This window comes from Photobacterium jeanii, from assembly GCF_001650345.1.
GTDB lineage: Bacteria > Pseudomonadota > Gammaproteobacteria > Enterobacterales > Vibrionaceae > Photobacterium > Photobacterium jeanii.
Genome location: NZ_LVHF01000033.1, coordinates 876,280 through 890,320, shown reverse-complemented (window position 1 = coordinate 890,320; position 14,041 = coordinate 876,280). Strand labels below are relative to the sequence as shown.

At 42.0% G+C, this 14,041-nt stretch carries 13 protein-coding genes; 6 read left to right on the top strand and 7 right to left on the bottom strand.

Annotation, left to right across the window (positions count from 1 at the left end; genetic code table 11):
- The first annotated feature begins 589 nt into the window (after window positions 1-589).
- Window positions 590-1,546, top strand: a complete 957-nt coding sequence (locus A3K86_RS21390; protein ID WP_068336389.1) for a chemotaxis protein CheV — start codon at window positions 590-592, stop codon at window positions 1,544-1,546.
- A gap of 348 nt (window positions 1,547-1,894) precedes the next feature.
- Window positions 1,895-3,175 carry a glycosyltransferase family 4 protein gene (locus tag A3K86_RS21385; protein WP_084406751.1) on the top strand — a complete coding sequence of 427 codons (1,281 nt, stop codon included), beginning with the start codon at window positions 1,895-1,897 and terminating at the stop codon, window positions 3,173-3,175.
- Between the two features lie 56 nt (window positions 3,176-3,231).
- Here the strand turns inward: A3K86_RS21385 and A3K86_RS21380 are convergent, their stop codons facing one another.
- Window positions 3,232-3,423, bottom strand: coding sequence for a hypothetical protein (locus tag A3K86_RS21380; protein WP_068336384.1), 192 nt, complete (start codon window positions 3,421-3,423; stop codon window positions 3,232-3,234).
- 22 nt (window positions 3,424-3,445) lie between these two features.
- Window positions 3,446-4,177 carry a sortase-associated OmpA-like protein PdsO gene (gene pdsO / locus A3K86_RS21375; protein WP_068336381.1) on the bottom strand — a complete coding sequence of 244 codons (732 nt, stop codon included), beginning with the start codon at window positions 4,175-4,177 and terminating at the stop codon, window positions 3,446-3,448.
- Window positions 4,178-4,393: 216 nt separating this feature from the next.
- Between pdsO and pdsR the strand changes: the two genes are divergently transcribed.
- The 3 genes from pdsR (at window position 4,394) to A3K86_RS21360 (ending at window position 8,641) form a co-directional block, all read left to right on the top strand.
- Window positions 4,394-5,086 (top strand): proteobacterial dedicated sortase system response regulator, encoded by a 693-nt coding sequence (gene pdsR, locus A3K86_RS21370; protein ID WP_068336377.1) that lies wholly within the window; start codon window positions 4,394-4,396, stop codon window positions 5,084-5,086.
- Between the two features lie 5 nt (window positions 5,087-5,091).
- Entirely contained in the window at window positions 5,092-7,266 is a 2,175-nt protein-coding gene (gene pdsS / locus A3K86_RS21365; RefSeq protein ID WP_068337166.1) for a proteobacterial dedicated sortase system histidine kinase, read from the top strand.
- Between the two features lie 727 nt (window positions 7,267-7,993).
- Complete coding sequence (locus A3K86_RS21360) at window positions 7,994-8,641, top strand: hypothetical protein (RefSeq protein ID WP_068336375.1); 648 nt, start codon at window positions 7,994-7,996, stop codon at window positions 8,639-8,641.
- Window positions 8,642-8,672: 31 nt separating this feature from the next.
- On the opposite strand, the gene A3K86_RS21355 is transcribed toward A3K86_RS21360, so the two are convergent.
- The gene (locus A3K86_RS21355) at window positions 8,673-8,963 is read right to left on the bottom strand and encodes a hypothetical protein (RefSeq protein ID WP_068336372.1); all 291 of its coding nucleotides are present in this window, start codon (window positions 8,961-8,963) and stop codon (window positions 8,673-8,675) included.
- 338 nt (window positions 8,964-9,301) lie between these two features.
- On the bottom strand, window positions 9,302-9,700 hold the full coding sequence (locus A3K86_RS21350) for a VOC family protein (RefSeq protein ID WP_068336369.1): 399 nt from the start codon (window positions 9,698-9,700) through the stop codon (window positions 9,302-9,304).
- Between the two features lie 530 nt (window positions 9,701-10,230).
- On the opposite strand from A3K86_RS21350, the gene A3K86_RS21345 reads away from it, so the two are divergent.
- Window positions 10,231-11,145 carry a polyprenyl-phosphate transporter gene (locus tag A3K86_RS21345; RefSeq protein ID WP_068336367.1) on the top strand — a complete coding sequence of 305 codons (915 nt, stop codon included), beginning with the start codon at window positions 10,231-10,233 and terminating at the stop codon, window positions 11,143-11,145.
- A 68-nt stretch (window positions 11,146-11,213) separates the two neighbouring features.
- Here A3K86_RS21345 and A3K86_RS21340 read toward each other — a convergent pair whose 3' ends face one another.
- The 3 genes from A3K86_RS21340 to A3K86_RS21330 are packed head-to-tail and all read right to left on the bottom strand — an operon-like array spanning window position 11,214 to window position 14,026.
- Window positions 11,214-11,927 (bottom strand): potassium channel family protein, encoded by a 714-nt coding sequence (locus A3K86_RS21340; protein ID WP_084406718.1) that lies wholly within the window; start codon window positions 11,925-11,927, stop codon window positions 11,214-11,216.
- A complete protein-coding gene (locus A3K86_RS21335; RefSeq protein ID WP_068336362.1) occupies window positions 11,924-12,991 on the bottom strand; it encodes an AI-2E family transporter in 1,068 nt (355 codons plus the stop codon). Before A3K86_RS21335 ends, A3K86_RS21340 begins: the two co-directional genes overlap by 4 nt.
- 33 nt (window positions 12,992-13,024) lie before the next feature.
- On the bottom strand, window positions 13,025-14,026 hold the full coding sequence (locus A3K86_RS21330; RefSeq protein ID WP_068336357.1) for a DUF2955 domain-containing protein: 1,002 nt from the start codon (window positions 14,024-14,026) through the stop codon (window positions 13,025-13,027).
- Between the last annotated feature and the right edge of the window lie 15 nt (window positions 14,027-14,041).

Below are 14,041 nucleotides of genomic sequence, written 5' to 3'. Positions count from 1 at the left end.
GTGCTTCTGTTCATGTCATGGTTTTTATATGCAGAAACTTGCAGCACTGAGGACGGCTTTTTACCATCAGTTTTTGTCGATAATTGATGAAGTGAAAATGGAGTTATTTAGCTCCACTATAAGTAGGGATCACTCTATTCATCAAACTATCATTAGTAATCTCACCACCCTACCTTTTACAGGATAAAATTCTTTGATTTGACGCATTCAAGGCGTTTGTTTTTGGTGAAAATCAAGTGCTACAAGCACGGTTGCGCATGTTTTTTGAGGAGAAATATCGAAGTTAAGCATCTAAAATCGAAAGCTTAAATAATAAAAGGAATTAAACGCATTTATCTTGCTTTAAAAACACCTCATCTATCACTGGCATTCTGTAACCAAAAATGGGCAAATTAAGATTATTTCACTAAAGTATTTTGCTGCTCTGCCGCTATTAGGTTATGCGCTTAGTTGATCTTTAGTGGTGATTTTTGGCATTTACGAAGGTTAATCACGGAAATTTGCTTAAGCGTACAGAGAGATAGCGCGTGACTTAGCAAATAGCGCCCTTTATAATTTAATGATAAACATAACAATTCCTGTGAAGACTATGGGCAACATTCTAGATTCCGTTGATTTACGTACCCAGTTGGTGGGCGAAAACCGACTTGAGCTACTGATTTTCCAGCTCAATACATCACAACTATTTGCCATTAATGTTTTCAAAGTTAAGGAAGTCGTTAAGCTCCCACACCTTCACATTATGCCGGGCTCGCACCCAAGCATTTGTGGTGTGGCAAACATTCGTGGTATGTCGATCCCTGTGATTGACCTTCGCTACTCGATTGGTATGCGCGCCATCGAACGCAGCGACGAATGCAACCTGATCATTACCGAATATAACCGTACCATCCAAGGCTTCTTGGTTGGTCAGGTGATGAATATCGTCAACATGACTTGGCGTGATATTCAGCCACCACCATCGCACGTAGGCAAAGAAAACTACCTTACCGCCATTACTAAACTTGAGCGTGAAGGTCGTGAACGCTTGGTTAGCATCATCGATGTAGAAAAAGTGCTAGCTGAGATCATCGAATACGATGTACAGGTATCTGAAGACGTACTTGACCAAGCACTAGTTGAACAAATGCCTGGTCGTAAGATCCTTATTGTTGATGATTCATCAACTGCCCGTGCACAAATCCGCGATACCCTATCGCAATTTGGTCTTGAAGTGATCGAGAAGAGTGACGGCTTAAAAGCCCTAACTATGCTGAAACAATGGTGTGATGAAGGTAAGAACATCCAAGATGAAATCTTGATGATGTTTACCGATGCAGAAATGCCAGAAATGGATGGCTACAAACTGACTCACGAAGTTCGTAACGATCCTCGTATGAGTGATCTGTTTATTGCACTAAATACCTCACTGAGTGGTAGCTTTAACGAAGCTATGGTGAAAAAAGTCGGTTGTAACCGCTTTATTTCTAAGTTCCAACCAGACCGCTTAGTTGAAGTAGTACAAGATCGTCTCCGTGAAGTGCTTGGTTTTGAGTTTGTAGACTAAGCCACTTTAAAACCTAATACGATAAATATAGAAAACTCGCACTTCGCGAGTTTTCTTTTTTATAAACGGTTATCAATTAACAATAAATAACACTTAAATGCAGAACTGTTAATTTAATAAGAAATAACAGGCTCATTTTCTCATCCATTAATGAAATTAACTTTTCCATTTCACTCTACCCTCTTAATTCTTTCTCTAAACTAATTTGCTTATCATTTTGAAAAACAACTGCCCTAAGTTATTTTTTAAAATGAGATTAATAGTGGTCAATAACTGGCATAAGGCTTGCAGTAGTTACTCTATCTTTAGCAGTTGTAGGTAAAAGCCAAGATGAACACAGACAACGTGATAAAAAGCATTGCCATTATTGCTCCTCAGTTTCCGGTGCTGAGTGAGACTTTTATTCGAACTGAAATCGATGCTCTACAAACTTGTCAACGTGAGGTAACGGTTTTCACTTTTCAGCAGTTAGCTACCAATCTGGAGTTTCATTACCCTGTTCATACCATTGGCGACATCAAGCAAGAAAACTCTAAGCACGCTATACGGTCTTTCAAACGCTTTGTCGCTCAACTCAGTGCAACTAACGTCTTGCGCTGTAAGCGCTTTATTGATGAACAGCAGAGCCTTCCTAAACGTTCATTGTGGCTCTACAGCCTTAAATTGGCGTATCAACTTGCTCAAGCCAATATCCAGCATGTCCATGCTCACTTTAGCCAGCATACTGCGGCACACGGTATTGCCGCGGCTAAATTACTTGGCATCTCGGCTTCTTTTGTCGGTCATGGTCATGATGTCAACGAAACACCTTTTGATATTGCAACCAAAATTAAGCATGCAGACTTTGTTGTTGCAGTTTGCAAAGAGATGCAAAATAAATTTAACGCTTTATATCAAGGTAATATCAAGTATCTGCATTGCGGTGTAAAAACAGCACTATTTAAAGCTAATAGTCACTCAGGTTTAACTGAGCAATATAAAGGGTCAATAAGCCAAGCATCAGCTCCATCTTTACCAATAAAATTGGTATTTGTTGGCCGATTAATTGAACCCAAAGGTGTCAAATATTTACTTAAAAGTTTAAGTCTTCTTAAGAACTCAACATTAACCCTAGATATTATTGGTAATGGAGAGCTTATTTCTGAATTAAAACAGCAAACTCTACAACTAGAATTAACTCAACAAGTCAACTTTCTCGGTTCTAAACCTCATTCATGGTTAGTTGAGCACCTGCCCTCTTACGATTGCTTAGTTGCGCCATTTTGTGTCGCAAGATCTGGCAGTGTAGATACAGGTCCTTTAGTACTAAAAGAAGCAATGGCGGCCGGACTGCCTGTAATTACAACGGATATTGGTGGCTGCCAAGAAATAGTCACTCTCGATACAGGGTATATTGTGGCGCAAAAAAATAGCCAACAACTCAGCCAAGCCCTAAATACCTTTTGCCAGCTCCTTCCACAACAGCGAGCTGTGATGGGTTATGAAGCGCGTCAACGTGTTACGCAACACTTTGATTCTGAACAACAAGCTAGAAATTTATGTCGCTGGATTGATGAGTCCGCTCAAAACTCAGCCGCACCTAAAAAGGTCAAAATCCATATTCAGGAGACAAACTCCCAAAGTCGATAGTGTATTTTCGTAATCACTATCAACGAAATTGCTCTTACTTCACCGTAATGCCTTCGCTAACTTTGCATTGTAGAGCTAAAGTGTCCTTCCTCTTCAAGTGACTGCCACAACTGCAAGGTTTCGCCATGCAAGGTATTGATCTTTTGTTGGCTCGCATCTTCAATATTGGCGGTAAACTGCACCATCAACACCACTAGGATTGCGAGTGGAAGCACCCATAAAGGTGCCTCCTGCTGCGTTTTTTCCATAAACAAATCTTCCCTAAGCTTATTAGAACTGAGCTGTACGTGTGTCTTCTTGCTGACTGCGCAGTGTTACGCGGCGGTCGAAAAAGTCACCTTCAAAGTTTTGTTCTGCTTTTTGTGGGTATTGATCGCCCATAGCTTCTACAACAAATTGGTCACTCTCAACACCACGGCTTTCTAGGTAATCACGCACTGCATCGACACGTTTCATTGAAAGCGCCAAGTTTTTCTGACTGTCACCACGACGGTCTGCATAGCCTGCAAGTTGCCAATTAACATCTGGAGCTTGCTTCATTAACTCGGCAATATCATCAAGCTGACGTTGAAATTGCGGTTCAATAGCAGCTGAACCTGTACGGAAATGAACATTCATTTCTAGCGCTAAATCCAATGTGCGTTGGTTATCGTAAGCTTGCTTCAAGCGTGCCATTTCAATTTGTGCCTGGTTATAACGTTGACTCACTTTCTCAAGCTCTGTGTTTCGCGCTGCAAGCTCGCTCACTTCTTGGTCTTGGGCTTTAATGTAATCTTGCTGACCAACCGTAGTACCAATGATGCCGCCGAAAATGGCACCAACTACTGCGCCAGCTGGACCACCAACAAGCACACCGACTGCAGCGCCTGAACCTGCGCCAATGAGTTGCTCTTGCTGACCCACTTTGTATTCATCTTTTGTTTCGCTTGCATTTGCCATTGGTGCAAAAGTTGATGTTGCGATAGTAGCTGCGATAAGTGTTGAGATTAGCTGCTTTTTCATTTTTGTATTCCTCATTGTTATTTGGTCTGTTTGGCTAACACTGTCGTTGCCGTTTCGATGAGGTAATTAAACCAAGTAGATCTGGCAATATCGGGGAATAAAAAAGGCAATGTGGTGATCAAATGTGGCAAAAAAAAGGCAATGTTTTCTCGCCCCTTTTTTCACTAAGTTTTTGTTGTATAGTCTGGTTCAACAAAGATTGAGACGGGTATAACCATGAAACATATTGCGATTGTGGAAGACGAAACCGCGATTAGAGAAAACTATATAGATGTGCTGAAAAAGCATGGTTACGCTGTGCAAGGTTACGATAACCGCCCAGATGCCATGGCAGCCTTTGAACAAAGGCTGCCAGATTTGGCCATTATTGATATCGGTCTTCAGGATGAAATCGATGGCGGCTTTACTCTATGCCAAGGTTTACGTGCGCTTTCTCCTACATTACCTATTATTTTCCTTACCGCACGCGACAGTGACTTTGACACTGTATGTGGCCTTCGTATGGGCGCTGACGACTACTTAACTAAAGACATCAGCCTTCCGCATCTCATTGCCCGTATCGCAGCCTTATTTCGTCGCAGCGATTTGATGGCAGCACCAGCAACCGAGCAAGAAAGCTTGCTTGAACGTGGTCATTTATCAATTGATAAAAACCGCATGCAAGTTTGCTGGAAGGAAAAGTCGATTGAATTGACAGTCACTGAATTTTGGATGGTTTACGCCCTTGCCAAACGCCCTGGACACGTTAAGAGTCGCCAAGATCTTATGACAGAAGCTCAAGTCGTGGTCGATGACAGCACAATCACTTCACATGTTAAACGTATCCGTAAGAAATTCCTGCAAAGCGATACCGATTTTGATCGCATTGATACCGTCTACGGCATGGGCTATCGCTGGGGTGGTGAGTAATTGTGATGAAACTAAAACTGGCTACCGGCCTTCGCACTAAGGTGATCCTTATTTCTAGTCTGCTATTGGCTTTGCCGTGGCTTGGCTATAAATATGTGTGGGAAATGGAAAAATTGCTCCGTCAGGGGCAAGAACAAACCTTAATTGGTACCACTCGTGCCGTTGCTACTGCACTCAACGAGCGACCAAACTTGTTTAACGATCAGGCCAGTTTTCTTTCTTCTGTCAAATTAGGGCGTGACCTCTACGCCTACGAATTACACTCCCCTATCCAGCTAGACGGCCAGCTAAGTGATTGGCAAAACTTTCAAAGCAATATCATGGATTATGGGCGCGAATTCAGCCAATACAGTCGTCGCCCTTACTCAAGCCAAAGCCTAAGCTTTCGCCATATTATTGGTAAATACCAAGGTCACCTTTATGCCATGTTTGAGGTGAAAGATGCCTTCCCTGTTATGCGTAGGAAAAACTCACTGCGGGTTAATCGCAACGACCACCTGATCATCGGATTAACATCACCAGATGGCAGCTTTCATCGTTATGTCATTGCAGCACACCAAGATGGTTGGGTAAACGCATTTGAAGTACAAGGCGACATTAGCGTTCCTGCCAACCTTACACCTGCCAATCATATTCAAGGGTTCTGGCGTACCACTGAACAAGGCTACAATATCGAGCTAAGACTGCCGCTTAACGAACTAGGCAGCAAATTAGGATTTGCCTTTTACGATGTTAATAACGCATCAAATCGGATGATTGATGGCATCATCGGCACTTCCAACACCAACCAAGCAGATCGCCTTGGTACTGTGCTCATTCCTTCACCTGAAATCGACAACATCCTTAAAGGATTAGGGCATACCAGCTCTCGAATTATGGTGATCGACCGCCACCAGCGAGTGCTGGCTCAAAGCGGCGACATTCAAGATTCAAATGGCGTTTGGTCAACATCTATCAAATACGATGATCGTGACACTTCATGGTGGTCAAAATTTGAAGAAGCTTACCTTCACCCTATTTATTACAAATTCTTCATTACCGAACCGACCAGTTTTTCCGATCAAGAACCGAATGCCGCACTAATGAAAAGTGTGCCTGTCGCTCAAGCATTACAAGGACGCGGTTATTCTCAGTGGCGAATGTCGAGCGACGGTAAAGCGCTCATACTCTCTGCGGCTTATCCAATATGGCTTGGCAACCAAGTAATGGGGGCGGTGATTGCAGAAGAATCGACCATTGGTATACAAATGCTGCGTAACCGTGCCCTAGAGCAGCTATTCAATGTCTTTATCGCCATCATTAGTATTGGCACGATCACCCTGTTTTTATTTGCCTCTAATATCTCATCCCGCATTCGACGTTTACGTGATGAAGCCGAACACGCGATTGATAGCCAAGGGCGCATCAAGCAGAGTATGGATGCCAGTCAAGATAGAGATGAAATCGGTGATTTATCGCGAAGTTTAAGCGCAATGGTTGGTCGACTTGGTCAATACCACCATTACCTAGAGCATTTATCATCACGGCTTTCGCATGAGCTCCGTACGCCTGTTGCTGTCGTTCGTTCTTCGCTAGAGAACTTGTCTATGCACAACACAGATCCTGATTCTCAACGGTACATCGAGCGAGCAGAGAACGGTATTCATCGCCTAAGCAGTATTCTATCCAGCATGACAGAAGCAACGCGAATTGAGCAAAGTATTCAGGGAGCAGAAAAAGAGCGATTCCCATTAAATGAACTGGTATCTGGCTGCTTACAAGGTTATCAAATGGCGTTTCCTCATCAGACATTTGAGGTTAAAGTGCCAGAACAAGCCGTTATGATTGATGGCGCGCCTGATTATCTTGCTCAACTCCTTGATAAATTGGTCGCTAATGCAGAAGAGTTCAGTGAAGATAAAACAGCTATTGAAGTTCAGCTAGCAACCAACACTCAAGAAGCAGTTCTAACAGTCAGCAACAGAGGCCCTCTGTTGCCAGAGAATATGGCAAACCAGTTACTGAACTCTATGGTTTCGATTCGAAGTCAGGAGAAAAAAGACAAGCCACACCTAGGATTAGGCTTATACATCGCACGATTGATCACAGACTATCATCAAGGTGATATTGCGATACGTAATCGTCACGATAACTTAGGGGTGGAAGTTGAGATTAAACTACCTTTATGCCAAGCAGATTAAGCTATTGTTTTAACAATTACTTAGAGAAAATCACCGAGAGCGAGAGCAATTTTGCTTGCTCGTCACTTGATACTGATGAACCCGACACGGATTGAGAAAAAAAGTAGAAATGAAGCGGAAAGCCGTTTGTTGATGATGTTCGATACCGATTCTCGACAAACGGTTTTATCTGAAAAGTTAAATGACCAGTCGATATAGCCCGACAGTGACAAAAATAGCGACAAGAGTGAGCAACACCTCAAAAATTCTTTCTTTCATACCGCTACCCTCTACAATCTAAACTCGCCTTCTAAACTCGCCTTCTAAACTCGCCTTCTTGGTCAGGTTTATTGACTAGTTCGGTGTGCCGTTTCGTTTTTATAAATTCAACTTCTTTACTGAAACTAAATCATATCGATAACTAGCTAAATATAACCTGAACAGTTAACAAGCTTATCGGTTGATATTCTATAAAATACTCAATAGCAAAATAATTCAATCTTACGTCGTAAAAATATTGAAACACAGTGAAAATTAAAATGTGAAAGTTTACGTCATTCCCATTGTTTTTATTAATGAATTGATAAGCAATTTTTATCAAAGAAAATATTGATAATCTTCATTTTCATCGCCCATCAACACAGCGAAGCAGTAACCAAAACCTCACAAATAATTGAACTAACACGATAACTCACCAGCCTTGTATTCCTTACTCGCATGGGTGTTTATATCAGGAAGGAAAACTGAAGTGACACAGCTATATCGTTTTTTGTTATGCCTTGCCTTAGTCAGCTTTAGCACCTATGGTTTTAGCCAAACAGCACTAGACACTCAACTCAACAATCAACATCACATCGACCTTCCTTTCAACCAATACAGCGCCTTGAAGTTGTTAGCAAAATGGCAAGTGAGTTCCACAGAGCTTCCGGCTTATACTGAAATCAATAGTGAGTTGCTGTTTGGTTCAGACTATAACAATAACAATGTGCGAGATGATTACGAAAAAGCACTACTGGCTGCTTATAAGCAACCAGAATATGTCGTTATGGGATTGTTAGCGACCTCCATTTGGCAACGTTTGCTGCAACTTTACAATTCCCCAGAACAAAAGCTCAGTGAAAAAGAAGCAATTGAATTGTTAGTCAATAGTATGTCGATTAACCATTGCTATTATTTACTGCAACAAGTAGATCAAGATCTCATGTCGCCAATATTAATTTACTTCAATACACAGCAACGGTTAACAGCAAAAAAAGAAGCTGAACATCAACTACTGTCAATCATTGGCAACCAACAAAATAAAATCACATTTCCGAACCAACCATGCACTATTTTTGCGAATTTAATTCATTCAGAGCCACTACAGAACTACATTAAAATGAACAATAAAAGTTAATAGCGAGTGTCATTTTGTTTCTAAACATTCATTAATCAATAAATTCATTTTGTTGCTCAGTTAATATTTCATTCTGTTCATTAGACTCTAAGCCTGCTTTTTCAATTTCTCCTTTATCGTGATGTTCAATAAAGAGTTCTTTTTCCTTTTCCACTAACGCAAAGTACTCTTGCTCACACACTGAACGCGTGATCATATCTTCGCCATAAGTGTCAATACATAGCTTTATATACTCTTGCTTAGAAAGCAGTGGTTCCGCATTTGCAGTAAGCGCCAACAACAACCCTGAACAGCTAGCAACCAGTAATCTTAGCTTGCGCATTTCACCACCTCAGATAACCTTTCCACTTGGTACTAATAAGTAAAGCGGATACAGCTCTAAATGAAGACTGAAAAATGAGACTAATGTGCATTCTGTTAACCAACATGTAAGCCAATTCGGATACTAATATTTGTAACGAATAAGAAGATTTACAGGCAAAAAAAAGCATAGCGACTCATCAATGAGTCAAACTATGCTTTTAGCAGGCGAAAATGAAGAAAGCTATTGGCTATATGCAAATACGAGTGTATCTGCCGATGACTAGCAATATGAAAGGCACTCACCTCGCCTGTTTATAGTGAAATGACACAACTGAAACAGCAGTACCATCTCATAGATTAGAAAGTCCAATCACGGTTTTGAAGCACTAGACGGTAGCCATCAACATCTTCAAATGTTTTACCCAAGCCATTCCAATATGGGTTGTTAGATTCAACAACAACGAAGCCTGCATCAATCATGTTACGACAAGCACGTTCCCACTCACGGCTACACGCGATGTAAAACACCAGCATGTTATCTTGTGATGGGGCTTTGCCTACTTCAACACCTTGTTGTTGAGTGAACTCCAAATGATAAGGGTGTTTAGGGTGGCCTAGAATCACACCATCGAAGCCGTCATGGTCTTCAAATTGTTTGATCATCTCAAAACCTAACGCTTTGCTATACATCAAAGCAATCGATTTCAGATTATCGGTTGGGCGAACAACACGCAGTGTTGCGTCTCTAGGTATCATAGTTTCATCATCCTCTGATAATTATATTTTTATGCTTTGGTACAGCTGGGGAAGTCACCAAAGAAAATCAGTACATTAGTACTTATAAGCACTGCACTGTATATATTTCAACTGTGGCAAGTGACACCTATACCGTCAAGTGATTATTACTAAAAATCTTGCTTAAAATCATAGCTTTGCTACTTACGGCACATTTTTGATGATAAATCTAATGATTTGGGAAATAGCTTACCCTTTTATCAATCACACTCTTCATAGCTAACATTATGATTATTAAATTAAATATTTTGAATAATGTTCCCTATCATTAGTTAGCCCACCTCATACCATGCTAGCCTGCGTAACCAACACTCCCTTTGAAGATATATAGCTATTTTGCGACGAAAAAGAACCATTTTTGGTACGTATCAATTTAAGGTTTCTAATAAATTCAAACAATTAAACAATATTGCATAAGGATTAGCGCTGCATTTCGATAGCTTATATAATGCCGCGGACACTTTCTCTTATTACAAGGTAAAAAGGACACAATGAGTAAGCTATTCACCTTTCTGAAAGGAATGGCTATGGGCGCTGCTGACGTCGTACCTGGCGTTTCTGGTGGTACTATCGCATTCATTACAGGTATTTACGACACGCTGCTTGAGAGCATTCGTCGCATCAACCCTAGCCTGCTTAAAATATGGCGTGAAAAAGGATTTTCAGCAGCTTTTGAGCATATCAACGGCGGATTTTTAATCTTACTATTTGGCGGGATCCTCACCAGTATTTTCACGCTGGCACGTGTGATCACTTGGATGCTTAATACTCACCCAATTCCACTATGGTCCTTCTTCTTTGGCTTGATCATTATCTCTGTGATCCACATGTTCAAACAGGTTGAGAATTGGCGTATCAGCCGCATTATCTCTGTATTTGCAGGGGCTGCATTCGCTTACGGCATTACGGTATTACACCCTTTGCACCTTGAACCTACCTCATTGAATATCCTGCTTGCTGGCTCTATCGCGATTTGTGCCATGATCCTGCCGGGAATTTCAGGTAGCTTCATTCTATTACTGCTTGGCATGTACGCGCCTGTACTTGCGGCAGCAAAATCCTTAGACATCGCTACCCTCGCGCTATTCGCAACTGGCTGTATTATCGGTTTGCTTACCTTCTCCCATGTTCTATCTTGGGTGCTACGCAATTACCGCGATATCGCATTAACTTTCCTTACTGGCTTAATGATTGGTACGTTAAGCAAAATCTGGCCGTGGAAAGAAACCTTAACTTGGCGTACAAACTCTAGCGGTAACCAAGTGCCTCTGCTTGAGCAAAACTTATCACCATTTAGTTTTGAGCATGCAACAGGTCAACCAGCGCTACTTGGCTATGCTGTCATCGCTATGATTCTGGGGATCGGCCTTGTGTGGGGATTAGAGAAGTTCGCAAGCGACAAATAATACGCCTTGCTATGGGCTTTATCTGCCCCCTCACCTAACTCGTAAAAAGCGCCCTTGGGCGCTTTTTTTCATCTATCTCGATTCTTCTCCACTTCATCATTGTTCTGCTCAACAATCACATCTCGACTTTGATCTGACTGGTTTAGTCGGCTACTCACCAAACTTGCGACCATAATGGCGAGGTAAAAGCTGCCAAGGATCGACTCAAGAAACACAAAGAACCTCGGGATAGGCAATGCAGGTGAGATATCACCATAACCGACTGTAGTAAGCGTAATGAAGCTGAAATAAATCGCCTCGAACATATTATCGAGCCAAGGCTTCTTCTCCATACCATTAAACGCGTTAGGAAATAGCTCTAGTTGGATAAGGTAAATAAATGCCCACGACACGCCTAATAACAAATAGACACAAATCGAGCCTACGATCTGATTCTTGCTCACATAATCAGTAAGCATCACTTGTTTTAGCGCGTTATAGGTATGGGATAACAGAAAGAATAGCAATGCCGGCAAAGTCACGAGCGCTAAATCAAACTGATCAAGAAACGAAAATGCCCCCGAAATTGATGCCAATACCAACAGCAAACCGTACCAGCTACGATACAAGGTTTGTTGACGGTTAACCCCCATAATAGAAACCGCAAGGCACATAATGGTTAACGCCAATACGCTTTTTTGTCCGCCAATATCAAGCTGTTGAACTACGGCACTACAAAAAAGTAATGCCAGCAATGCGACCAAGAGGAAGTAGAAATTATCGTCTTTCGATACTCGCTTCATGACGAGCTTCCATCGGCTTCACTATCAAGCCATACGATAAATAACTGATAAGTTAAACTCAGCACCACGGCACCAACAAATAACCCGACAATCCCTGACATTGCCATACCTCCCAATGCCCCAAGTAAAATCACCAGCATTGGAATGTCTGAGCCTCGACTCAACAACATTGGCTTTAAAATGGCATCACTACCGCTGACTAAAATACACCAGATTAAAAACAGCACTGCCGTTGTGGTGGTATCGACGCTAAACACATAAATAATGGCGGGTAACAAAGCGATAATCGGTGGTAACTGGATAATCGCCACCAGCAAAACTAATAGCATCCAGAATCCAGCCGCAGGCACACCAGCAACTGCTACCCCAATTCCAGTCAGAATAGATTGGATAACCGCAACCCCAATCACTCCTTGCACCACGCTTCTTACGGTTGTTTTTGAAAGCTGAGTAAGGTCTTCACCGTGCTCACCTGTTAACCGTCGAGCAATCAACACAAATGCGCGCTCGCATTTGTCAGCATTTGCCATAAATACGCCAGCGATGATTGTCGAGATAATAAACTGAATAAAACCACCACCCAACGAGCCAATGAGAGAGGCAAGCTTAGTCACTACCGCTTTCACTTCTTCGCCATAATTAGCAAAGACACTTTCAATGTTGGACGATGCTTGCAGGGCAAAGGCGTAAACCTTATCGCCAATCACAGGCCATTCCTGAATACTTGGGGTCGGTTTGGGGATCGTCATCGTGCCATCTTGGATCCCTGTCACTAAATCCGCCCCACTGGTATAGAGCCCAGTTGAGAGCGCAATTAAAGGCAGCAGCAATAACAGTACGCCAATAAAAGCTAAACCACCGCTGAGCTTACTCTTTCCAATCCCGTATTTGCCGTGTGCCCAAGTCACTATAGGATAAAGCGCAGTCGCAATAATGCCTCCCCACACCACTAACATTATGAAGGGGCGTAGAATTGAGAAGCACCAGAACACCAGCACGGCAATTGCGGCTATTTTTATCGAAACATCAATTACTTGCTTTGTGAAATCGCTATCGTGTTTCATAAGTATTCCTTACGGTTGAATACCAATAAGAAGCTAGATCTGTAAAAATCGCCAGTTACGCGTTTCTAAAAAGAACGAGGCGGCAATCATGTATATCCCCACCATCAGCAACTGAAAAATGCGAATGAGCATATTGCTATCAATATCACCAGAGCTCATTAATGTGCTCCCCAATAACACTAGCACCGTACTAAATGCCGTCGCGTAAATTGGCGCACTTTCTGGTTTCGTAAAGATTTGCGTACCAATCAAGATTGCCAGCAAAGAGATAAACGCGGTGTAAAACAAAAGGTGTGGCACAAAAGATAAAATGAAATAGACACCGATAGCTAAAATGCCACCAATAGTGTTGGTCATGATCAAGAAGGCGCTGAGTTTTATCGATTTTTCACCTGTGATCATTAGTGATAGCAATGCTATGAAAATCATGGTGAGCAAAGCTTCAGCAATTTGAAAAATGAAGAAAAAGCACACCACAGGAAAAGACAACAACATTGCACGAAAGGCGGCATGCCAACGCTGCTGCTTCGTTAATGGCGAAGAGTCATAGCCTGAAAACTCAGAGGGCGGCTCAGGTAAATACACATGTACAAGTGAAAAAATCATCACAGCTACCATACCTGAGCTTGCCAAGCCCACAGCTAAATATACCGAAATGCCTGGGTTTGAAATTGCCATAAAAGGCAACATCAAAACCGCAATAATCAAAATAGTCGCAAACAGATTCCATTTGGGATCGGTGAAGAGGTAATAGCCCCACAGCATCATTAAACCAACGAGGATCAACAGCGGAATTGGATAGTGAGTAATACCGTTTGAAAGCAGTAACCCTAACGCCAAAGTCACCAACATCGAGATAACGAGTTCATAGAAGGTCGCTTTATTAAAAGCGGATTTATCTATCAAGAATTTTGCTACAAAAATAGGAGTGATAAACGCCAGTGGCCAATCAATCCATGCCGCTAAAAAGACGGCAATACCCACGCCAAAGGTATAGCGAATAATTTTAACTTGGGTGTGAGCATTATCTTCCATCCGTAAACCCATCGC